We start from the raw sequence: 21,542 nt of genomic DNA, 5'->3' as shown, positions 1-21,542 counted from the left end.
ATTATGAAAAAAATATTTATTATACTGCTGGCCCTGATAAATTGTTCATTCGGTTACGGACAGGGTTCAGGGGGTGGTGTAGGTACTTGGCGCTACCATTTGCCTTCTTCTTCCGTTACCACCTTGGCATTGGTAAATGGTTATATATATGCTGCATCGCCTTTTTCGTCTGGCTTTTTAGATACTGAAGACTTTTCTTATAGTAGTTTTAACAAAGTTGATGGGTTAAGTGATATTGGTATAAACCAACTAAAATTTTCTCCAAAAACACGCCAGCTGATTATTGCTTATGAAAATGGTAACCTCGACTTGTATAAGGATGGAGAATTGGTCAATGTCAACGACATTTTGAGGTCTTCTGCCATATCAGGCTCAAAAAAGATTAACCATATAGCTTTAGATGGTAACCAAGCATTACTTTCTGCCGACTTTGGGCTGGCATTTATTAACCTTGAGCGCTTTGAGGTTCGGCGCACTGTTCTTAACCTTACTCCCGATGGTACTGTAAACCCTATTTACGCTTCTACGCTCAATAGCTACAAAGACAGTATCTTTATTGCTACCGAAGATGGGCTTTTTAGTGCACCTTATAACGCTTCTGTTAATTTACTTGATTATAATAATTGGCATAAATATTCAGAAGATGAGGGGATGCCATTACAGGAGGTGCGGGGTGTTATTAACTTTAATGATACCATTTATGCTTCGGTAAATAAAGATGGAGTTTATAAGCTTCATGGTGAAACTTGGGAAAGAACAGAACTGATAGGAGAAGGGGAGGAGATTAGGAGCTTATATGTAAATAATGAGACCCTTTTGATTTGTGCTGCTAACTACATATTGAAACTGGCTAAAGATGGCAGTAGTGAAAAGGTAAAGCATAAAAATATCGTAGAGCCTACGGCTGCTATTTTTGATGGTAGTGGCGCCTTGTGGGTTGGGGATAAGTCTTCAGGACTTTTAAGGGTGAAAGGCGGATCTGTAGATTTCTATAATCCTAATGGCCCAGTAACGGCTGATTGTTTTAATATATACTCTTACAATGGTAAGGTTTTGACCTTAACAGGTGGATATACTAGGTCATATGTGCCTTTTTATAGGACTACTGGCATGTTTGAGTTAAAGAACAATAGGTGGTCGATCATTAACTCTGGCTGGGTACCAGGTTTTCCTTATGCCGTAGATTTTGTAGATGCAGTTTATAATCCCTCTGATCGGAATCTTTATATTGCAACATATATTACGGGACTTATTACGGCCAAACACGATGGAGGGTTTAAGATTACCGGCAGTGAGGTTTTTGAACCTGTGAGTTCTAGCGACCAGGTAAGAGTCTCTTGTGTGGCTTACGATAGCAGAGGAAAGCTTTGGGTAGGAAACCATTCAGTACCAAGTGGAAAGCCTTCACTACTCAGTAAAGACCTTCAGGGTGAGTGGCAGAAGTATACTTTCCCCGAAAATGACGCCCGCTCTCCCGTACAAATTGTCATAGACGACATGGACAATAAATGGATCAGGTTGGGGAACGCAGGAAATGTACGAGGTATAATGGTGTTCAATGAAGACGGTAATCAACGTCGCTTCTTTAACGCTTCGCAGGGCGGGCTTCCTAACAGGAACGTAAACTGTTTAGCAAAGGCAAAAACAGGAGAGATTTGGGCGGGTACTAATGAAGGAATTGCTGTTTTTCAGAACCCAGCACGTGCTTTTGATCGAAGTTTTGAATTTCATTTGCCTATCTACGAAGGGTTCCCGCTGCTAAACACACAGGTTATAAATGATATTGCAGTTGACGGAGGCAATAGAAAATGGGTAGCAACCAACAATGGAGTTTGGCTGTTGAACCCTTCCGGTACTGAAACTATTCACCGTTTTAATGCTTCAAATAGCCCTTTGCTTTCGGATTTGGTAAGTACTATTGGCATAAATGGCGAAACAGGAGAAGTCTTTTTTGGTACAGACAAAGGGGTGTGCTCCTTTAGGGGGAGTGCCACCGAAGCGCAAAGGCAGCATTCTGATGTGATTGTTTTCCCAAACCCTGTGGAAAACGGCTTTTCTGGTGAAGTAGGTATCAAGGGGCTTGTAAGAGATGCTTATGTGAAAATTACGGATATATATGGGCAGCTCATATATGAAACAAGGGCAAATGGAGGCATGGCCGTATGGAACGTCAGAAACTATGACGGCCAACGGGCCAAGCCTGGTGTATATTTGATCTTCTCCTCGGATGCCCAAGGAGAAGAAACTTTGGTGTCAAAAATGGCGGTACTCCACTAACCTATTATGGCTCTTGCATAAATGGGTAAGGGAAGTCTCTCGGCGGAACGAAGTTTTCTTTAATATTTCGAGGAGACATCCAACGGATCATATTAAAGATAGAACCGGCCTTGTCATTGGTACCAGACGCCCTGGCGCCACCAAATGGCTGTTGTCCCACCACTGCACCTGTCGGTTTATCGTTTAAGTAAAAGTTTCCGGCTGCATTTCTCAGTTTCTGAGATACTTGTTCTAGCAAATACCTGTCTTTAGAGAATACTGCGCCTGTAAGCCCATAAGGAGATGTTTTGTCAATTGTTTCTACTATATTGTCAAACTCTGCTGGGTCATAAATGTAAAGCGTAACTACAGGGCCAAAGATTTCCTCGCACATGGTTTTATAGAAAGGATCTCTGGTCAGGATAACAGTTGGGTTTACGAAGTACCCTACAGATTTATCATAAGTTCCGCCGTAAATAATTTCCGCATCAGGAGATTCTCTAGCCTCTTCTATATAGCTGGTAATTTTGTTAAAGGATTTTTCATCTATGACTGCATTAACAAAATTTGTAAAGTCTTCGGGCGGACCAACTTTTACTTCGTCTAATTTTTTGAACATGAAATCCTTTAATGGCTCCCACATCGACGATGGAATATATACCCTTGAAGCAGCAGAGCATTTTTGCCCTTGGAATTCAAAAGCGCCTCTTATTATAGCTGTGCCAACTTCCTCTACATGGGCAGACTCATGGGCAAGGATAAAGTCTTTTCCTCCTGTTTCCCCTACGATTCTTGGATAAGTTCTATACTTATGAATGTTTTCCCCGATTTGCTTCCAGATATTTTTAAACACTTCCGTACTTCCTGTAAAGTGAATCCCAGCAAAATCTTTATGGTTAAAAACTACCTCTCCTGTTTCAGGGCCTTCTGTAAATACTAGGTTTATTACCCCAGGTGGTAACCCTGCCTCAAGAAGAATTTCCATAATCAGATTTGCTGCATACACTTGGGTAAAGGCAGGTTTCCATACCACAGTATTGCCCATTAAGGCAGGGGCTGCTGGCAAGTTTCCTGCAATGGCCGTAAAATTGAAAGGAGTCAACGCAAACACGAAACCTTCCAGTGGCCTATAATCCAGCCTGTTCCAAGTGTTTTCATCTGAGTCAGGTTGTATGGATGTCAACTGGTCTGCATAATAAGCGTTGAACTTAAAGAAGTCTATTAATTCGCATGCAGAGTCAATTTCAGCTTGAAAAATGTTTTTCGACTGCCCCAGCATCGTTGCCGCATTTATTTTTGCGCGGTAGGGGCCTGCTATCATGTCCGCAGCCTTGAGAAATATGGATGCGCGAGCCTCCTGTGGCAATGCAGCCCATTGGGCTTTGGCTTTCAATGCCTCATTGATAGCCTGCTCTACATGCTGCTTGTCACCTTTGTGAAAATAGCCCAACTTGTGTTGGTGGTCATGTGGAGGGCTTACAGGCTCTTTGTTCCCGGTGAAAACTTTTTCACTGCCTATATACATAGGTATTTCTATTACTTCGGACCTTGCTTTTTCCAAAGCTTCTTTTATCGCCTTTTTCTCTGGCGATCCAGGAGTGTACGGTAGTACCGGCTCATTGATAGGTAAAGGATATTTATAACTCATGATCTTCAGGGTTAAAAATTTGAAAAAAAATTTAACTGTTTATAAAATTGCTTTTAGCTCACTTAGGCAGTTTATTTCAAAAGTGGTTTTCTCCGTGTGCTGCTTTTTTTCTGGATTGTAGTACACTGTGTTCATTCCTGCGTTTCTTGCCCCTATCACATCGGCGTCTAGGTCGTCACCTACCATGGTGCATCTGGAGCAATCTGTTACTTTGGCCTGCTCGAGTGCATACAAAAACATCCTCTTGTCAGGTTTGAAATATCCACAGGAATCGGAGTGAAATACACCTTTGAAATACTTTCCTATTCCTGTATTCGTGATTTTTAATGTTTGAGTTTCAAAGAACCCGTTGGTTAGTATATATAGGTTGTACCTTTTTTGCAGATAACTTAACGTTTCATGGACATACGGCATGAGGTTGCTCTTTTCTGGACATAACCTCATGAAGTCCTCATTGATTGATTTTGGAATGTTGGCTCCGGAAATGCCCAACCTTTTAAAGGTCAAAGGGAACCTTTGGCTTCTTATGTCCTGTATTGTTGCTTTACCGGTATTTATTAGCCGCCACATTTCCTTGTTTATCTCTTTATATGTTGCTATAAAATTGCTCAGTTTTATTTCTCCATATTGAGGAAGGTTATAATGGTGAAAAAGTTCTTCTAAGGTTTCAGAACAGTTCCTGTCAAAGTCCCAAAGGGTATGATCCAGGTCAAAAAATATGTCTGATTGTTTGCTCATTTACCTTACCTCCAAAAAGGAAAAAACACGCCTTCAATTTATAATGAATTTGCTAGTTTTTCTAACGGGGAAGGGCCACTTAATGTTTACGTAAATGCGGATAGATCTTTATAAGGTTTATTGTCCGTAAAATAGCCATAGGCTTTCCCTAAAGCGGAAATACTTAAACCTCTTTCTAGTACGTAGAGAAATTAAGCTAAGTCAGCTATCTTACTGATGTTTGCGTCTAATGTTGATGTTTGGGAGCTTGTTCAAAAACAAGGTTTAGGTTTATTTTTATAAAGCAGGGAGTTTATAAATTTTTAGCATGTTGTGCTTTTTCCTTATTGCTAGTTCGTTGTTCGAATACAGGGTTCTATACTCTTCGAGGTCTTTTAATAAAATGGGGTCTTTCTCGAGAAAAGCAAAAATTTGGGTTATGATGTCAAGGTAAGCCTCGTTGATGCGGTAGTATACCCACTGGTCTGATTTTTGGGGCTTTAACAATCTCGAATTTTTTAAATAAATGAGGTGCCTTGATGTTTTAGTTTGTGTAAAGTCAAGAATCAACTCTAGATCGGAAATGCACATTTCTTCGTTCCTAAAAATGAGGTGCATTATCCTTATTCTAGACTCATCGCTGAATGCTTTAAATATTTCTGCGCCGGTTTTTAATTCGAAGTTTTTGACCCTTATCATATAGCAAATTTGTCTAAGCAAATATATGCAACAAATATGAATGGCGGTTCCTGTTTTGTTATTTTTTTGATATATTTGGCTTACGTAAAGCCAACTTTTGCAGGTAGCTGTCGTTGTAGTTAAAAGAAAATATAAAAATCCTTGAAAAAGTTTCTCCTAACCAGTTTTTTGTTTTTATTTTCACTGTCATTGTACAGCCAGGACGATGAATCGCTTGTTCAGGTGTCTGGTATAGTGGTAGGAGGGGATAGTCTTTATGGTCTTCCGGGTGCATATGTGGTGGTCCCCCAAACTGGTAGAGGAACTACAACTAACCACGTAGGCTATTTTTCTTTGCCGGCCGTTGCGGGCGACAGCATAGTGGTGCGTTCTATAGGGTTTCAGGAAAATTTTTTCCTTGTTCCAGACGATGGCCGTACAAGTATATCCGTAGTGGTAGAGCTTGTTGCTGACACTGCCATGTTGCCAGAAGTTGAGGTTTTCCCATTTCCAACAGAGCAGTTGTTTAGACAGGCTTTTCTTGCCTTGGAGCTTCCCGAAGAGGAGCTTGACAATATGCAACGTAACTTAAACGATCAAGTAATGCGTAGAATGTTGGCAAACACTCCTGCTGGATCGGGTATGAACCATCGGTATTTCTTGCAGCAGCAAGTTGTAAAGACCGAAACTAGGTTCTTCAGTCCTACGTTCAGTTTCCTTAACCCTTTTGCATGGCGTCAGTTTATTAATGACGTCAGGCGTGGTGGCCTCCAAAGCCCTGATTTAGATGACTAACACTTTCCTTCAATAAGTATGTCAGATATATATAATAGTGATGACGTCACCGGGTATTTTCTTAGGGTCATCTTTATTTTTTCTATATTAATTGCTACTTACCTATGTGCGGCAGTTGTTAGAAAAATTCTCACCCGTTTTTTTGACAACAACTCGCTACTGTTAAAAGCAGACCCTACGCAATATAAGTTTCTTAAGCATCTTATTAGTGCCCTTATTTACTTGATCGGTGTGGGGGTGGCCATCTACTCCATACCAGCGCTCAGAAGTTTGTCCCTTTCTTTGTTTACTGGTGCTGGTATCTTTGCTGCTATCATAGGCTTTGCTTCGCAACAGGCTTTTTCTAATATCGTCAGCGGGATATTTATTGTTATTTTTAAACCATTTCGGGTAGATGACCGCTTGGAAATTCGGGGAAACATTACTGGTGTTGTAGAAGATATTACCTTAAGACATACCGTACTAAGGAACTTTGAGAACCGTCGTGTAATTATCCCTAACTCAGTCATTGGGCAGGAAGTTATTTATAATGCCAATATTACCGATGAACGTACTTGCCGGCTTATGGATTTCATGGTCGGAGGTGAGTCTAATATTGACCATGCCATTCAGGTGATTCAGGAGGAAGCGCTGGCACACCCTGAACTGATTGATATGAGAAAAGACGAAGAGAAAGAGTTAGGTGCGCCTATAGTGGCTGTGCGGGTCATGGGTTTTGGCGAGGCATCTATCCACCTTAGGGCATTTGTTTGGGCAAAAAATCCTCCATCAGCTTTTATTCTTTCTGCTGATTTAAATAAGGCTATCAAACAAAGGTTTGATAGAGAAGGCATCAGATTCCCTGCTTATAACCAGACTAATGTTCGGATTCTTGAAAAGCAAGAAACTCCTTTGGCGCAGTCAGGTTCTGTAGATTAAATAAAACCTCCTTATAGAATGTTGTTTACGCTGTTTACAGTAAACTGAGCAATATATAAATAGCAATGCCTGCACAACCTCCAGAAATGATCAGGTTCCACTCTCTTAAATGGAAACGGAGGAAATAGGTTATTATGAAAACAGCTACTAGAAGGAAAAATACGATCAACCCTAAGGTAATTACAATGCCTAAAACAAAAGAGAAAATATGGTTTTGTAATTGGCTTTGGTTCACAAAATTAAGTGCATTTTGAAATGCAAAACCGTGTACCAATCCGGACAAAAATGATAAGTAGTACCTGTAGTTTTGGGTTGGGTATCTGTTGGTAAAGGCTTGCTTTTTTCTATTAAAGTTACTTATGGCAGTAAAGAGTATAGTAAATGGTACTAAGTAGGTAAAAATGTTTTCGGGGAACTCTAATAGGTTATAGGCAGATATGATAAAAGTAATTATAAAAGCTGCTACAAAATACAGCATGAGAGAAGTAACCTTTTTCCAGGTTGTGAGGGTATATATACCACACATCGCAATTATGAATAGCAGATGTCCATAGCCATTCAGGTGAACGATGCTTTGCATTCCGAGCGTAAAATAGTCAAGCCAGCTTTGCATGGTACAATTTTATATTAAATTATTATAAAACTACAAATTTTATTTTGAAAATAGAAAATTATAAGGGTAAAATACAAAAGAGGCCCTAAAATGAAGGCCTCTTTTGTATTTTATTAGTAAAGGGATAAGGTTATATGCTTACTTCTTCCAAATTTAGGAATTTTATTTCCTTGTTCTCGCCCAGTGTTATTCCTATCACCCCATCTTTTTTGACTTTTCCGGCAAGGATTTCTTTAGAAAGTTCATTTAACAACATTCTTTGCATAACCCGTTTCAACGGCCTCGCTCCAAATTGTGGGTCATAACCCATTTCTCCTAACAGGTCAAGCACATCGTCTGAAGCTTCCAGTTTTATACCACTTTCTTCCAAGCGTTTCTGTATAATCCTGAACTGGATGTCCACAATTTTTCTTATTTCTCTTCTGGACAATGGTTTGAACATTATCAGTTCGTCTACCCTGTTCAGGAACTCAGGCCTCACAGTTTTCTTTAATAAGTCAAACACTTGTTCTTTTGTACTGTCTACCACTTGTTCTTCATTTTCTTCTTTAATTCCTTCAAAATTCTCACGGATCAAGTGTGCTCCAATATTGGAGGTCATAATAATGATCGTGTTTTTGAAGTTGGCTATCCTACCTTTGTTATCTGTAAGCCTTCCGTCGTCAAGCACCTGAAGCAATATGTTGAATACATCAGGGTGTGCTTTTTCTATTTCGTCGAGTAGGATCACAGAATAAGGTTTTCTACGTACCGCTTCTGTTAACTGTCCACCTTCGTCATATCCAACATATCCTGGAGGCGCGCCAATGAGCCTGCTAACAGCATGCCTTTCCTGGTACTCAGACATGTCTATGCGGACCATTGAGTTTTCGTCGTTGAACAAGAAGTCGGCCAAAGCTTTTGCTAGCTCTGTTTTACCTACACCGGTAGTGCCGAGAAAGATAAAAGAACCAATCGGCCTTTTGGGATCTTGTAGACCGGCCCGGCTTCGTCTTACGGCATCAGCAATAGCTGAAATAGCTTCTTCTTGGCCTGCTACTTTTTTGCTCAGCTCTTTTTCTAAGTTCAAAAGTTTCTCTCTGTCACTTTGTAGCATCTTAGAAACAGGTATACCAGTCCATTTGGCCACAACTTCAGCAATATCTTCAGAAGTCACTTCTTCTTTTAGCATTGAACCGCTTGTTTGCATATCAGCAAGCTGCTGTTTTAACTGCTCCAGTTTGCTTTCGCTATCTTTTATCTTTCCATACCTAAGCTCTGCGACCCTTCCATAGTCACCGGCCCTTTCTGCTTGTTCAGCTTCAATTCTGAACTTCTCAATATTTTCTTTTTCCCTCTGAATGCCCTCGATGACATTTTTTTCTTCTTGCCATTTCGCTTTCAAGCTATCTTTTTTCTCACTTAGGTCAGCTATATCTTTTGATAGCTGTAGTTCTTTGTCATGGTCATTTTCTCTTCTGATAGCCTCTCGTTCAATTTCCAGCTGCATGATCCTTCTTTGAACTTCATCCAGCTCTTCTGGCAGAGAGTCTATTTCGAGCCTAAGTTTTGAGGCTGCTTCGTCCATAAGGTCTATCGCCTTGTCTGGTAAATAACGGTCGGAAATATACCTGTGCGATAGCTCTACGGAAGCAATAATCGCATCATCCTTTATCCTGACCCCGTGGTGTACTTCATACTTATCTTTAATGCCCCTTAGGATAGAAATAGCATCAGAGGTGTCAGGTTCTTCTACTATTACAGACTGGAACCGCCTTTCTAGCGCTTTGTCTTTTTCTATATATTTTTGATATTCCTTTAGGGTAGTAGCGCCTATTGCATGAAGTTCGCCTCTGGCCAGTGCAGGTTTTAATAAATTTGCAGCATCCATTGCACCTTCTCCGCCGCCACCAGCGCCAATTAAGGTGTGTATCTCATCAATGAACAATATAATTTCCCCGTCAGAGTCGGTAACCTCTTTAATAACAGATTTCAATCGCTCCTCAAATTCCCCTTTGTATTTTGCTCCTGCTACCAATAGCCCCATGTCCAGGGAAACAATGGTTTTAGTTTTCAGGTTTTCAGGCACATCCCCCTGTACGATTCTTTGGGCCAAACCTTCTACTATGGCTGTTTTTCCTACGCCAGGTTCACCCAATAGAATCGGGTTATTTTTGGTTCTCCTGGACAAGATTTGTAAAACCCTTCTGATTTCCTCGTCTCTTCCTATTACAGGGTCGATCTTGCCCGCTCTTGCTAATGCATTTAAGTTTTTGGAATAACGTTCTAAAGACCTGTATTTAGCTTCTGCATTTTGGTCTGTAACTTTGCTTCCTCCACGTAGCTCGTTAACAGCCGCTTTTAGTTCTTTTTTGGTAACACCGGCATCTTTCAATAGTGTTGCCACTTTGTCTGTTCCCGCCAATATACCTAAAAGGATATGCTCTACAGCAACATATTCATCGCCAAAGTCCTTTAGGTAATTTGTTGCTTGCTGTAAGGCTTTGTGGGCCTCGTTGGATAAATAAGGGTTGCCGCCGCTTACCTTTGGGTAAGATTTGATAACCTCTTCCAGCTTTGACTCAAGAGGTTCTTTGTTGATGTTAAGTTTTTTGAATATAAAACCCGCAATATTTTCATCGGTTTGTAAAATAGCTTTTAGCAAATGCCCTGTTTCAATCGCTTGCTGTTGGTAGCCCCCAGCTACTTCAGCAGCTTTTTGGATTACCTCCTGCGCTTTTATCGTATAGTTGTTGAAATTCATAATTCTTAAAAGTTTAATGTTTTCTTTTAAGTCTTTGCAAAACCAAGTCCAATTGCATAAATCGGACTTTTTGTCCTACTTTGCTCGTTTTAAGATGTTTTTCAGGACAAATTGTCTTGTTTTAAGCGGGAAATAGTAAAAATTGTTTGAAAAATAACTTAAAAAAATATTAGCAGAGAAAAAGGTTGCAGTCTGGAATATCTTTAAGAACTATAAATATTACCATCTTAGAGAAGGGCATGTCAAGCATTCTGGGTTAAACCTATAGGCCACACCGAACTGTATACCAATAGCCAAATTATGCGTAGAGCCTCTGTCTGGATCTCCAAAGTAGTAAAACAGGTCATTTTCTCTATATGGCATGTCCTTGTTTTCTATGTCTGTTAGACTAAACTCTGCCCTAATGCTGGTATGAAGGGTTATGAATCTTGATACCCTATATTCAAATCCAAAGCCTGCGACTCCGTCAAGCACGAAACGGTTGTAGTAATCGCTGTTAGACTCCGGGAGGTCGTAAAAATCGTGGTTGTCAAAGTGACGCCATACGACTACGGCTCCGTCCCCTTTCAGCAAATAACCTATTTGAGGCCCAAAATAGACTGTAGTGCTGATCCTTCTTTTATATGCAAATGGAAAGTTTAGCTTTACGAGTAGGGGTAGGTTTAAATAGTCTAGCCTTTTTTTTCCTGTAGATTCAAAAGTTCCTCCATCACCTTCCCTGATCTCAGATCTGAATTTTTGATTGTGTGAGCTGTAAAGCAGTCCAGTTTGAAGTCCAAAGTTTTTATTAAAGTTGTAACTAAAAGTTAAACCTCCGGCTCCTGCAAACGTTAACCTGTTTTGGTATATAGGGTGGCTATGGGAAGGTGTAAGAATAGAGGTTACTTGTGGGGTATATACAGCCCCAATCTCCATATATTTGTCGTACTGGGCGTATAAGCCAATACTTGATAATATTGAGAAAGCTATAAATAATAGAAGTTTTTTCATAAACTTTAGTTCAGAGTCAATAATGGGCTATGTCAAAAATATTAAAAAATATCTAATTTTAATATAAATTATAATAATAATGGGACGTATTAAAATAGATTTTCCCGAATCCGTGTTATTTTCCACAGATATTGCTGTCCGCATTACTGATATAAACTATGGCCGGCATGTTGGCAATGATGCCTACCTTTCTATTATTCATGAAGCTAGAATGCGCTTTTTGCAAAGTTATAACTTGGGAGAGCTTGATTTTGTTGGTACGGCCTTAATTATGAGCGATAGCGCTGTGGTATATAAAAGTGAAGCTTATTACGGCATGACTTTGCAGGTGGAAATTACACCGGCAGATTTCACTAAGTACGGCTTTGATCTTTATTATAGGATTGTCGACAAAGCTACGGGACAAGAAATTTTATTAGCTAAAACCGGTATGGTCTGCTTTGATTATAATACCAGAAAAGTTACTGCACTTCCCGCAAATATTCCAGAAATGTGGAATTTATCATGATTACGTCTGTTTTATATCAAGTGTAGATTTTATTGTGTAAATTTGGGAATATGGAGCCGGGTATAATCAAACAAGATATAAGGCAGTTGACGCTTGATCAACTAAAGGACTTCTTTATTCAAAATGGAGATAAAGCTTTTCGTGCCAAACAAGTGTACGATTGGTTATGGAAAAAATCCTCTATCGACTTTGAAGATATGACGAATCTTTCTGTTCAAACCAGAGAGATGCTAAAGGAGTGTTTTGTAATTAACAATGTTATAGTAGATACTAAGCAGGTAAGTAAAGATGGCACCATTAAAACGGCTTTTCGCTTACACGACGGGCATATAATAGAAGGTGTGCTTATTCCGGCAGATGGACGAATGACTGCATGTGTTTCTTCTCAGGTGGGATGTTCGCTGTCTTGCAAGTTTTGTGCTACAGGGTACATGGACCGCAAAAGGAATGTAGACCCTGCTGAAATCTATGACCAGGTGGTACTTATTAATGAGCAGGCGGAAAGCCATTATAATCAACCGTTGACAAATATAGTATTTATGGGTATGGGCGAGCCACTACTTAATTATACTAATTTGTTAAAAGGTATAGAGAAAATAACCTCAGAGACAGGCCTTAATATGGCCTCAAAAAGAATAACGGTTTCTACTGCGGGCATTGCCAAAATGATCAGAAAACTAGGAGACGATCATGTCAAGTTTAATCTAGCGCTTTCTCTGCATGCGGCAAATGATGAAAAGAGAAACCAGATTATGCCCATTAATGAGACCAATAACCTTGATGTGTTGCGTGATGCCCTGCAACATTTTTACAGCAAGACCAAAGGAAAAATCACTTTTGAGTATATTGTTTTCCATAACTTCAATGACAATATTGAAGATGCTAAAGAACTGTATGCTTTTACAAAACATGTTCCATGTAAAGTTAATATCATAGAGTATAACCCTATTGCGGAAGCTACTTTTGTAAATACTAAAGTAGACAAGCTCGATATTTTTAAGAATTATCTGGAGCGTAGAGGAGTGGTAGTAAATGTGAGAAGGAGCAGGGGGAAAGATATTGATGCGGCTTGTGGGCAGCTCGCCAACAAGACTTAATATTAGGTGTAGTTATTTTATTGTTTTGTCTTTTGACTTATTTTTTTTAACAATTTTTACAGTTTCGGATAAACAATTTTGTTAAATTTCGAATTGTTAAACTAATTGTTAAATTTTTTAAAACTATGAAAAGAACCCTTACTTCTACTTTTGGAATACTGACTTTGATTTTTGTAATTGTTTTTGCATCATCTTGTAAGCGTCAGACAATGCTTGCTAACAAAGCTTTACAGGAAAAAACCAACAATTCGATGAGCAAAGCGTCGGCAGCTGCGCCTAGCAAAGAAAGTGATATCAACTTGAGCCAAGTTGAAGAAGTAGAATTTGACAATGCTCATATTGAATATGAAGAGCCTACCTTTGAGGAAAAGTATGTAGAAAAGGAGGTTGCTGAGGCTCCACAAATCACAAAGTCTGATGTGAAAAAAATAGCCAAAGAAAACAATCTTAATTTTGCAGAAAGATTGGCATTAAAGCATGCTGTTAAAAAGATCAATAAAATTCAAAGTGCGGAGGCGACTGGCAAGTCTAATATTGTAATTAATGAACTGATGAGAGTTGGTTTAATCCTCTTAGCTGTTGGTTTGCTTATCATGTTAATATTAGGAATGCTTGGTAGTGGTTTTTGGATGATTGGTAATTTGGTTGCCGTTATAGGATTAATTATTGCACTGGTTGGATTATTACAGCAGTTGTTGTAAACCATTATAAGTACAATTGTTTAAATGATATTTATAGTCCGGTATATCGCCGGACTTTTTTATTTTGCTACCTAAATAGAAAAAATTATTGCATATTTCTGGTTTAGGTAATAAAGAGCCTGTAATACAACTATGGAGTTTAAGGAATACCTGTTAAAAAAGAAAATTGACCCTGAGCGGTTTAATGGCGCAGAACCTCAGCGCTACAAAGAATGGCAGGCGCTGTTTGCAGAGGTGCACCCAGAGAGCTTTACGGCACAAAAAAAGTTTTTAATTAATGAATTACGGAGAAAGTATATGTTAACAACAGACGAAAAAGGTTAGTTTTTTTCTGCACTACTTTCATCTTTCTCCTTTTCCCCTTTTTCTTCCTGGGCGATCTTCTCTTCTTCTTCGTATAGGTAGAAGTTTAACTTTTGCTTAAGTTCTGCCTTGGATAGGTTGGTGATAATTTTCCCATTGACCGCAAGGGAAATTTGACCAGTCTCTTCAGAAACAATCAGTACTACTGAGTCTGTAACTTCAGTCATACCTATAGCAGAACGGTGCCTTAGTCCAAAATGTGCTGGAAGATCGTCAGCTTCTGATAATGGAAGGATACATCTGGCAGCTTTTATTTTTCCATTGGCCACAATTACCGCCCCATCGTGCAGTGGACTGTATTTTTGAAATATGGCAATTAACAACCTTTTTGAAATTTCGGCATCTAAAATATCGCCAGATTCAGCATAAAACTTAAGTTCAGAACTCTTGGAAAATACGATTAAGGCTCCTGTGTTGGTTCCCCCAAGTACTTTTGCTGCTTCGATGATCGGGTTTAGGTTGAGTTTTTCTTGTTTTACTTTCTTTTTCCAAGGCCAGTTCCTAAAGAATCGTTCGTTGTTTATGGCCGTAGTTTTTCCTATCAATAATAGAAACTTTCGGATTTCTTGCTGAAAGAGAATTAGTGCCGCTATAACGCCCACATTGATAAACTGCCCGAGAATGGTGCTCAGCAGTTCCATTTTTACTGCGTTAACAATTAGGTATACCAGATAGATAGACAATACACCTAAGAATATTTTAACCGCGATACTTCCCTGTAGCAGCTGATATAGCTGGTACAAGAGATAGCTGACCAGCAAAATATCTAGTATGTCTATCCAGGTGACATCAATAAACCCTACTTTAAATAAAAAACTCAATGAAAAACAGCTTTAAATAGTTTTACGGCCTCTACAGCCTCTTTTACATCATGAACCCTTAAAATATGCGCACCGTTCATTAGTGCGATAGTATTTAATACAGTTGTGCCGTTAAGGCTTTGTTCTGGCAAAATGTCTAATTTTTTCCATATAAGGGACTTTCTGGAGATACCTGCCAGTAATGGCATTTCCAGAACTTTAAAATAATTCAATTTTTGTAAAATCTCATAATTTTGTTGCACTCCTTTAGCAAAACCTATTCCAGGGTCTAATATAATATCTTTTACACCTTCCTGTTTCAACAATTTTGACTTATCTCTAAAATAACATGTCAGCTCATGTATGAGGTCTTCATAATTGTTTAATGCAGTCATGGTTTGCGGGGTACCCCTCATGTGCATTAATATATATGGAATGCCTAATTTTCCTACTGTTGAAAACATTTTTTCGTCCAATGTACCGCCAGATATATCGTTTATGATAGATGCGCCATGTTCCATTGCCTCACGCGCAATATTGGCCCTGAAGGTGTCAACTGAAATTATCGCATGGGGATACTCCTCCGAGATGGCTTTTATGGCTGGAATGATACGTTTCCTTTCTTCTTCTTCATGTATATCTGGTGCGCCTGGCCTTGAAGAATAACCTCCACAGTCGATGATGGCGGCTCCTTGTTCCAGCATTTCGCCTGCTTTTGCTACTACTGAAGAAATATTGCTCTGGCGGCTTTTTTTATAAAAAGAGTCTGGGGTTGCATTTATAATGCCCATTACAACAGGAGACGAAAGGTCTAGCGGACGCCCAGCGCAGTTTAATGTTTTTTTTAGTGAAAAAAATGTATCTTTCGGCACAGAAAATAGATTTTTAAAGCAATTTCAGGAATTAAATTGGCAAATAAAACAGTTACCGAATATAAGGAAGTAATCAAGGAATGTAAAGACATTTTTGTTAACAAAACACTTGATTACGGAACAGCTTGGAGGATACTTAGGTTACCTTCTATAACGGACCAAATATTTATCAAAGCCAAAAGGATTCGCTCTATTCAGGAGAAAGGAAGCCAACAGGTTGAAGATGATATTGCCACTGAGTTCAGAGGGATAATTAACTATTGTATTATAGCGTTAATACAGTTGAACATGAAGGAAAGTGACCCTACTGAGCTCTCGGCCGAAGAGGTTGAAAAGCTGTACGATCAGTATGTGGGGGAAACCCGTGAACTTCTGATGAAGAAGAACCACGACTATGGCGAAGCATGGAGGGATATGAGGGTTAGCTCTATTACGGATATTATTTTGATGAAACTTTTGCGTGTCAGACAGATTGAAGATAATGAAGGGGAAACCAGAATATCAGAAGGCGTGGCTGCCAATTACCAAGACATGATAAATTATGCAGTCTTTTGCCTTATAAAACTAACGTTAAACTGAAATAAATGCGGCTTATACTTCAAGGAATACGGATTTTAACAGGAATAATTTTCATATTTTCAGGACTGGTAAAACTGAACGATCCTTGGGGTACGGCATATAAGCTAGAAGAATATTTCGAGGTTTTTGCGCAGGATTTTACGCCTTTTTTCTATAACCTTATTCCTTATGCACTTGCTTTTGCATTTTTTGTCATTGTACTGGAAGTGGTATTGGGGTTTGCTGCGCTTATAGGTTACCGATTGAAGTGGACACTGGGTGCGCTTTTGGGGCTTGTAGTATTTTTTACTTTTTTGACATTCTATTCAGCCTATTTTAATAAAGTAACTGATTGTGGGTGTTTTGGTGATTTCTTGAAGATATCTCCTTGGCAGTCTTTTGGGAAAGATGTTTTCTTGCTGGCAATGATCCTTTTGCTGGTTTTTAACATAAACAAAATCAAACCGTTGCTTGCTGGAAAGGCGGGCGACTTGAGTATAGTAGGAGCATTGTTGCTTACTGTTTATATTGGCTACTATAGTTTGGCCAACTTGCCTTTCTTTGATTTTCGTCCATATAGCGTCGGTAGCAATATAGCTGACAATATGAAGGCCCAAGAAGCTCCTAAAGGCGTATATATCATGTCAAAAGGTGGGAAAGAGTACCAGTTTGACTATTATCCCAGCGATGACAGCTATGAGTTTGTAAACTATGTAATAAAAAATAAAGATAAAAGCACACCTAAAATTACTGATTATCGTATATGGAATGATGAAGGAGATTTTACGGAAACATCTTTTCAAGGGGTTAAGCTTTTGCTGATTGTAAAAGAAGCTAACCAAATGCAAGACAAAGCACGGGTTGTTTCAGCCCTGGAGCAGATAGCTGCATTGTCCAAAGAACTGGAGGGCGCAGGTGTTGGCACTTGGCTCGTAACTTCTTCTGTTGAAGAAGAGATAGAGGCCTTGCGACATTTTGCTCAACTTTCTATGCCTGTATTCTATGCTGATGGAACAGTATTGAAAACAATGGTAAGAAGTGACCCTGGGCTTATTTTGCTGAAAGATGGTACCGTAAAAGGCAAGTGGCACTTTAATAATGTGCCCGATACTTCAGAAATACATAAACTGTTGGATTGATATATGGTAAAATTTATTACCAAAAGACTTATTTACGGTTTTCTAGTATTGCTTGGGGCAGTTATTGCTGTGTTTTTTCTTTTCAATGTATTGCCTGGTGACCCTGTTAACTTGATGGTTGGGAGCAGGTCTGATGTAAGTACGAGGGAAAACATTACCAAAGAGCTTGGGCTTGATAAGCCTCTGTATGTTCAGTTGGGCTATTATATGAATGATTTATCCCCAATCTCTATTCACGAAGACAATCCCAAAAATGCCAGTAAGTACGAGTACAATCCTATTTTTTCTGTAGGTGACCATGTAGTGGTTTTTAAGGCCCCTTATTTACGACGCTCTTTTCAAAACAATAAAAAAGTCAGTGAGATTATTTGGGAGAATTTGGAAGGGACTTTTTGGCTAGCTTTTGCCGCCATGACTTTTGCTACTTTTTTTGGGATTCTGTTTGGGCTTTTGGCATCACTTAAGCAGAACAGCCTGCTGGACCACTCTATGATTACTATTTCTACTATTGGTGTGTCTGCGCCCTCTTTTGTTATTGCTGCTATGGTATCTATGATTTTTGGGTATTACTTAGGCGACTATACTGGTTTGAATATATCTGGTCAATTGTGGGACTATGATTTGTATGGGAGAAAACTTGTGTTGAAAAATCTTATACTGCCTGCGTTTGCCCTTGGCTTGAGACCATTGTCTATTATTGTACAATTGACCAGAAGTTCTATGCTGGAGGTATTGTCTCAAGACTATATCCGGACTGCGCGGGCTAAAGGTTTGGGTAAGTTTAAAATCATCGTTAAACATGCACTCAAAAACGCATTGAACCCTGTTATTACAGCGGTTTCAGGTTGGTTGGCTTCCTTAATGGCTGGCGCTTTTTTTATTGAGGTTATTTTTGATTGGAAAGGTTTAGGACTGGTTACTATACAAGCGGTAGAAACCTTGGACTTTCCTGTGGTTATGGGCACTACTTTATTTATAGCTGTTGTTTTCATTTTTGTTAATATATTTGTAGATATTCTTTATGCGGCCATAGATCCTCGCGTGAGGCTTGAGTAAATTTTTATCTTATGCTAATTTTCCTTATCGGACTGCCTGGTTCGGGTAAAACCACTCTTGGAAAAATAATTGCCAATAAACTCAATTATGTTTTTCTTGATACAGATGATCTTATCTGTCAACAGGAAAATAGGTCTATTGATGAAATTTTTGACCAAAAGGGGGAGGGGTATTTTCGCAGCCAGGAAACTGCTGTTTTAAATAAAGTTGTTTCTGAAAACGAACATGCTGTTGTTTCTACAGGAGGAGGTTTGCCTTGCTTTAATAATAACATGGAAGTGATCAACAGCGCAGGAAAAAGCATCTTTCTGGATGTCTCTGCAGAAGAGATCACCCGTAGGCTCTTAGCTCATAATTCACAAAACAGGCCAATGACCAGAGGGAAAAGCCCTGAGGAAGTTTTGCAGTTTATTCAACATAAACTAAAAGAGCGCAGGAGGTTTTATGCCAAAGCATCCTTTATCGTTTCTTCTGACAATATTCAGGTTGAAGAAATTATTAATAGGCTATCAGTTTAAACTTACTTTTTGAAAAACTTGTGGACTTCGCCTTCAATGTTTAAATAATAAGCACCCTGAGGAAGTTCTTGTAGGTTTATTGCTTCGCTAACACCCTGATTGATCAACTTCCCACGTAGACTATAAATTTCATAGGTGGCATTTCGGGAAAAACTGATACTATCCGTTACACTAGTTGGGTAAAAGCTTGCAGTAGGTTCTTGTAAAGTTTGCTTTTTAAAAGAAGCCTCCTTTTTTCGGTCATAAACAATGGTGTATTCTCCATCGGGCAACTCCGTAATGTCTACCTCTTCATCCTTTCCTTTTAGGAGTAAATTGCCATCTTGGTCCATTATTTTAAACTTTGCCTGGTCTGTAAAGAACAGTTTGGAAGAGGCTGTATGTGGGTAAAAGTTTACCTGTTTGTTAAATAGCTGGTTTAGTTGTTTGGCCAATTGTCTTTCATCAAGGTTTTTGCCTATAATGATGCCATTTTCGTCAATTAAGAACATGCTAGGGATGGCCTCCACACCATAGAGCTCACAGGCTTGGCTTCCCCAGCCTGACAGTTCACTGCCATGGTTTGGCCAGCTTAGACCATCATTTTTAATGGCTTTTTCCCAAGCTTCTTTTTGGGCATCGAGAGAGACGCTGAAAATATCAAAACCTAAACTTTTGTAGGATTCATATAGCTCGACCACTTCAGGATTTGCCATTCTGCACGGCATGCACCAAGAGGCCCAAAAGTCCAACAGTACTACTTTACCCCTTAATTGCGAAAGAGAAATTTCATTTCCTTTGGGGTCTTTAAGAGTAAAGTCAGGGGCTGGATCACCTACTTTTATTTCAGGGTTGTCAGTAATGTTGTTTTCTGAGGCCGACGTGCTTGAGATGCCTGCAAAAACAAAAAGGAAGGTGATAAGTATGTATCTTCTTAATGGTAGCAATTCCATGACTCTTTTATTGCAATATACAAAAGTTGCTACAAGAAAGCCATGAAATTGCTATTAAATCATTGAATAATTCAAAAGAATGTACCAACCGATACAATGAAATTAGTATTCAATCTCCTGATATTGGCTATAGGGTGATCGCCTCTTATCGTATTTAGAGGGTCGTAGCTGTGACGTCTTGGTTGTATCTCGTCTGTTAAAGTATAAGGAGCATAGCTAAACCTCGTACGACTATGTACCAAAGCGGCATCTATATAAAAGTCTGGAAGTCTTACGCCGCCTCCTACTGTAAAGTTAAAAACATTTCTATTGATATCATCTGGTCTTTCAAGGGGATCGCCAAGTAAGGCAAAGCCGCTTCTGAGCCTGTACATATCAAATCTATATTCTGCTCCTACATTTACATTGACTGTGCCTCTATAGAGGTTTTGTATAGCTGCATTGTCACCCCTTAACTCTCTTGGACTATCTGGGTTTCTTACTGCGGCTGTTGAATAGTCAACATATTCGACATCGGCACTTATAAAACCATTTTTTCCTGAGAATAAAGCCATACCTGCCGATACTCTCATAGGGGTAGTTAAGTGAAACCTGTAGGTATTGAATGTTGTTTCCAGCTCTTGCTCGTAGTTATCCCAGAATCTTTCATGAAGTACATGAAAGTACTCTTCATTCATTGTGTACCAAGTTGGTGACTTGAAATTAAGGCCAAACCTTATCCAATCCGTTGGGACTACTATAGCGCCTAGGTTTAGGTTAATACCCGTTCCCCTGATTTCATTATAGTCGTAAATTTCAAAGTCCCTAATGTCATCCTCATAAGTCTCTAAGCCTGTATAATCGGGTTGTTCATAGTAAGTTCTTTCGGTGGTTTGTCTTATTCTTGCTATACCAATTGATCCACCTAAATAAACTACATCTCCAAAGTTTCCTCCATAACCGATATCCCATTGAAACTGCCCACCTCTTTGCCTTACTGTTTCTTCTTGATAAGAAGGAACTCCTTCGTTAATTGGAAAGTGGAACCTTCCAGTTTCGTCAGAATCAAACATAGCTGAAGACAGTGCCAAGTCTATCATATCTATAGGTGGGTGATTTCTGTCGTCGTTCCAATGAAAGCCTTGGGAGATATCAGCCAAATGATATGTCATGGAGTTGTCATGATTCATCCCCCCAATGGTATACTGGTTGTTAAAGTTGTTTGTTCTGGTAAAAGAGACACCAAAAGCACCACCACGCCATACATTATCACCGTAATCTGGAGCCGGATCGGCAAATACAGCACCAAAATTATTGATGTTTAATCTGGAGTGCCTGTCTTGGGTTGACTGTCCAAGAAAATGTCCATTGCTATTTCCGAAATTCAAAGCAGGTGTTCCGCTTACTTCAGATCTTCTGTAGAAACCTAAACCTGCTGGGTTGTTGTGGACAGTTCCTATGTCTCCTCCAAGTGCGGTAGCGGCGCCGCCAATTCCCATATATCGTGCCGATCCGCCAAAGGTTGTTCTGGAAAACTGAAGTGCTTCTTGATGGTAACCGTAGCCTGGAATCGCCTGTCCTTTACTTTCTGTGAAAGACAGGCAAGAGCAGGCTATGGTTAAACCTATAAAAAATTTTTTCATTTAAAGTTTATCGTTAGT

21 protein-coding genes are annotated in these 21,542 nt (G+C 39.3%); 11 read left to right on the top strand and 10 right to left on the bottom strand.

The window, feature by feature from the left end:
* Positions 1-3 precede the first annotated feature (3 nt).
* The gene (locus RCC89_00680; protein WMJ71690.1) at positions 4-2,277 is read left to right on the top strand and encodes a hypothetical protein; all 2,274 of its coding nucleotides are present in this window, start codon (positions 4-6) and stop codon (positions 2,275-2,277) included.
* A gap of 4 nt (positions 2,278-2,281) precedes the next feature.
* On the opposite strand, the gene pruA is transcribed toward RCC89_00680, so the two are convergent.
* The 3 genes from pruA to RCC89_00665 form a co-directional block, all read right to left on the bottom strand.
* Positions 2,282-3,904: an L-glutamate gamma-semialdehyde dehydrogenase gene (gene pruA / locus RCC89_00675; protein ID WMJ71689.1), complete on the bottom strand. Its 1,623-nt coding sequence runs from the start codon at positions 3,902-3,904 to the stop codon at positions 2,282-2,284.
* A 39-nt stretch (positions 3,905-3,943) separates the two neighbouring features.
* A complete protein-coding gene (locus tag RCC89_00670) occupies positions 3,944-4,642 on the bottom strand; it encodes a YjjG family noncanonical pyrimidine nucleotidase (GenBank protein ID WMJ71688.1) in 699 nt (232 codons plus the stop codon).
* Between the two features lie 276 nt (positions 4,643-4,918).
* Complete coding sequence (locus RCC89_00665; GenBank protein WMJ75623.1) at positions 4,919-5,317, bottom strand: metalloregulator ArsR/SmtB family transcription factor; 399 nt, start codon at positions 5,315-5,317, stop codon at positions 4,919-4,921.
* Positions 5,318-5,461: 144 nt separating this feature from the next.
* Between RCC89_00665 and RCC89_00660 the strand changes: the two genes are divergently transcribed.
* Both RCC89_00660 and RCC89_00655 read left to right on the top strand, forming a co-directional pair.
* Positions 5,462-6,094 (top strand): carboxypeptidase-like regulatory domain-containing protein, encoded by a 633-nt coding sequence (locus RCC89_00660; GenBank protein WMJ71687.1) that lies wholly within the window; start codon positions 5,462-5,464, stop codon positions 6,092-6,094.
* Positions 6,095-6,112: 18 nt separating this feature from the next.
* Positions 6,113-7,012, top strand: a complete 900-nt coding sequence (locus RCC89_00655) for a mechanosensitive ion channel family protein (GenBank protein WMJ71686.1) — start codon at positions 6,113-6,115, stop codon at positions 7,010-7,012.
* Between the two features lie 34 nt (positions 7,013-7,046).
* Here the strand turns inward: RCC89_00655 and RCC89_00650 are convergent, their stop codons facing one another.
* The 3 genes from RCC89_00650 to RCC89_00640 form a co-directional block, all read right to left on the bottom strand.
* Positions 7,047-7,625, bottom strand: a complete 579-nt coding sequence (locus RCC89_00650; protein WMJ71685.1) for a HupE/UreJ family protein — start codon at positions 7,623-7,625, stop codon at positions 7,047-7,049.
* Between the two features lie 130 nt (positions 7,626-7,755).
* Positions 7,756-10,368, bottom strand: a complete 2,613-nt coding sequence (gene clpB / locus RCC89_00645; GenBank protein ID WMJ71684.1) for an ATP-dependent chaperone ClpB — start codon at positions 10,366-10,368, stop codon at positions 7,756-7,758.
* 219 nt (positions 10,369-10,587) lie between these two features.
* Positions 10,588-11,358, bottom strand: coding sequence for a porin family protein (locus tag RCC89_00640; GenBank protein WMJ71683.1), 771 nt, complete (start codon positions 11,356-11,358; stop codon positions 10,588-10,590).
* A gap of 79 nt (positions 11,359-11,437) precedes the next feature.
* Between RCC89_00640 and RCC89_00635 the strand changes: the two genes are divergently transcribed.
* The 4 genes from RCC89_00635 (at position 11,438) to RCC89_00620 (ending at position 13,988) form a co-directional block, all read left to right on the top strand.
* Positions 11,438-11,866, top strand: a complete 429-nt coding sequence (locus RCC89_00635; protein WMJ71682.1) for a thioesterase family protein — start codon at positions 11,438-11,440, stop codon at positions 11,864-11,866.
* Between the two features lie 50 nt (positions 11,867-11,916).
* Complete coding sequence (gene rlmN / locus RCC89_00630) at positions 11,917-12,963, top strand: 23S rRNA (adenine(2503)-C(2))-methyltransferase RlmN (protein ID WMJ71681.1); 1,047 nt, start codon at positions 11,917-11,919, stop codon at positions 12,961-12,963.
* Positions 12,964-13,088: 125 nt separating this feature from the next.
* Complete coding sequence (locus RCC89_00625; GenBank protein ID WMJ71680.1) at positions 13,089-13,664, top strand: hypothetical protein; 576 nt, start codon at positions 13,089-13,091, stop codon at positions 13,662-13,664.
* Between the two features lie 132 nt (positions 13,665-13,796).
* Entirely contained in the window at positions 13,797-13,988 is a 192-nt protein-coding gene (locus RCC89_00620) for a hypothetical protein (protein WMJ71679.1), read from the top strand.
* On the opposite strand, the gene cdaA is transcribed toward RCC89_00620, so the two are convergent.
* Both cdaA and folP read right to left on the bottom strand, forming a co-directional pair.
* Complete coding sequence (cdaA, locus tag RCC89_00615; protein ID WMJ71678.1) at positions 13,985-14,848, bottom strand: diadenylate cyclase CdaA; 864 nt, start codon at positions 14,846-14,848, stop codon at positions 13,985-13,987. The two genes, RCC89_00620 and cdaA, sit on opposite strands and share 4 nt — an antisense overlap.
* A complete protein-coding gene (folP, locus tag RCC89_00610) occupies positions 14,845-15,699 on the bottom strand; it encodes a dihydropteroate synthase (GenBank protein WMJ71677.1) in 855 nt (284 codons plus the stop codon). The genes cdaA and folP overlap by 4 nt, the downstream gene beginning before the upstream one ends.
* A gap of 36 nt (positions 15,700-15,735) precedes the next feature.
* On the opposite strand from folP, the gene RCC89_00605 reads away from it, so the two are divergent.
* The 4 genes from RCC89_00605 to RCC89_00590 are packed head-to-tail and all read left to right on the top strand — an operon-like array spanning position 15,736 to position 18,970.
* Entirely contained in the window at positions 15,736-16,278 is a 543-nt protein-coding gene (locus RCC89_00605; protein ID WMJ71676.1) for a DUF1599 domain-containing protein, read from the top strand.
* Between the two features lie 5 nt (positions 16,279-16,283).
* Positions 16,284-17,396, top strand: a complete 1,113-nt coding sequence (locus RCC89_00600) for a DoxX family protein (protein WMJ71675.1) — start codon at positions 16,284-16,286, stop codon at positions 17,394-17,396.
* Positions 17,397-17,399: 3 nt separating this feature from the next.
* Positions 17,400-18,452, top strand: coding sequence for an ABC transporter permease (locus tag RCC89_00595; protein WMJ71674.1), 1,053 nt, complete (start codon positions 17,400-17,402; stop codon positions 18,450-18,452).
* An 11-nt stretch (positions 18,453-18,463) separates the two neighbouring features.
* Entirely contained in the window at positions 18,464-18,970 is a 507-nt protein-coding gene (locus tag RCC89_00590; GenBank protein WMJ71673.1) for a shikimate kinase, read from the top strand.
* A 2-nt stretch (positions 18,971-18,972) separates the two neighbouring features.
* Here RCC89_00590 and RCC89_00585 read toward each other — a convergent pair whose 3' ends face one another.
* Both RCC89_00585 and RCC89_00580 read right to left on the bottom strand, forming a co-directional pair.
* Positions 18,973-19,902, bottom strand: coding sequence for a redoxin domain-containing protein (locus RCC89_00585; protein WMJ71672.1), 930 nt, complete (start codon positions 19,900-19,902; stop codon positions 18,973-18,975).
* Between the two features lie 71 nt (positions 19,903-19,973).
* Positions 19,974-21,524 carry a hypothetical protein gene (locus RCC89_00580; GenBank protein WMJ71671.1) on the bottom strand — a complete coding sequence of 517 codons (1,551 nt, stop codon included), beginning with the start codon at positions 21,522-21,524 and terminating at the stop codon, positions 19,974-19,976.
* Between the last annotated feature and the right edge of the window lie 18 nt (positions 21,525-21,542).

Source organism: Cytophagaceae bacterium ABcell3, assembly GCA_030913385.1.
In the GTDB taxonomy this organism is placed as follows: domain Bacteria; phylum Bacteroidota; class Bacteroidia; order Cytophagales; family Cytophagaceae; genus ABcell3.
This window is presented reverse-complemented; position numbering and strand designations above follow the sequence as displayed.

Coding starts and splice junctions, on each gene's coding strand:
- RCC89_00680 (WMJ71690.1), top strand. CDS start 4: ATGAAAAAAATATTTATTATACTGCTGGCCCTGATAAATTGTTCATTC.
- pruA (WMJ71689.1), bottom strand. CDS start 3,904: ATGAGTTATAAATATCCTTTACCTATCAATGAGCCGGTACTACCGTAC.
- RCC89_00670 (WMJ71688.1), bottom strand. CDS start 4,642: ATGAGCAAACAATCAGACATATTTTTTGACCTGGATCATACCCTTTGG.
- RCC89_00655 (WMJ71686.1), top strand. CDS start 6,113: ATGTCAGATATATATAATAGTGATGACGTCACCGGGTATTTTCTTAGG.
- RCC89_00650 (WMJ71685.1), bottom strand. CDS start 7,625: ATGCAAAGCTGGCTTGACTATTTTACGCTCGGAATGCAAAGCATCGTT.
- clpB (WMJ71684.1), bottom strand. CDS start 10,368: ATGAATTTCAACAACTATACGATAAAAGCGCAGGAGGTAATCCAAAAA.
- RCC89_00640 (WMJ71683.1), bottom strand. CDS start 11,358: ATGAAAAAACTTCTATTATTTATAGCTTTCTCAATATTATCAAGTATT.
- RCC89_00635 (WMJ71682.1), top strand. CDS start 11,438: ATGGGACGTATTAAAATAGATTTTCCCGAATCCGTGTTATTTTCCACA.
- rlmN (WMJ71681.1), top strand. CDS start 11,917: ATGGAGCCGGGTATAATCAAACAAGATATAAGGCAGTTGACGCTTGAT.
- RCC89_00625 (WMJ71680.1), top strand. CDS start 13,089: ATGAAAAGAACCCTTACTTCTACTTTTGGAATACTGACTTTGATTTTT.
- RCC89_00620 (WMJ71679.1), top strand. CDS start 13,797: ATGGAGTTTAAGGAATACCTGTTAAAAAAGAAAATTGACCCTGAGCGG.
- RCC89_00600 (WMJ71675.1), top strand. CDS start 16,284: ATGCGGCTTATACTTCAAGGAATACGGATTTTAACAGGAATAATTTTC.
- RCC89_00595 (WMJ71674.1), top strand. CDS start 17,400: ATGGTAAAATTTATTACCAAAAGACTTATTTACGGTTTTCTAGTATTG.
- RCC89_00590 (WMJ71673.1), top strand. CDS start 18,464: ATGCTAATTTTCCTTATCGGACTGCCTGGTTCGGGTAAAACCACTCTT.
- RCC89_00585 (WMJ71672.1), bottom strand. CDS start 19,902: ATGGAATTGCTACCATTAAGAAGATACATACTTATCACCTTCCTTTTT.
- RCC89_00580 (WMJ71671.1), bottom strand. CDS start 21,524: ATGAAAAAATTTTTTATAGGTTTAACCATAGCCTGCTCTTGCCTGTCT.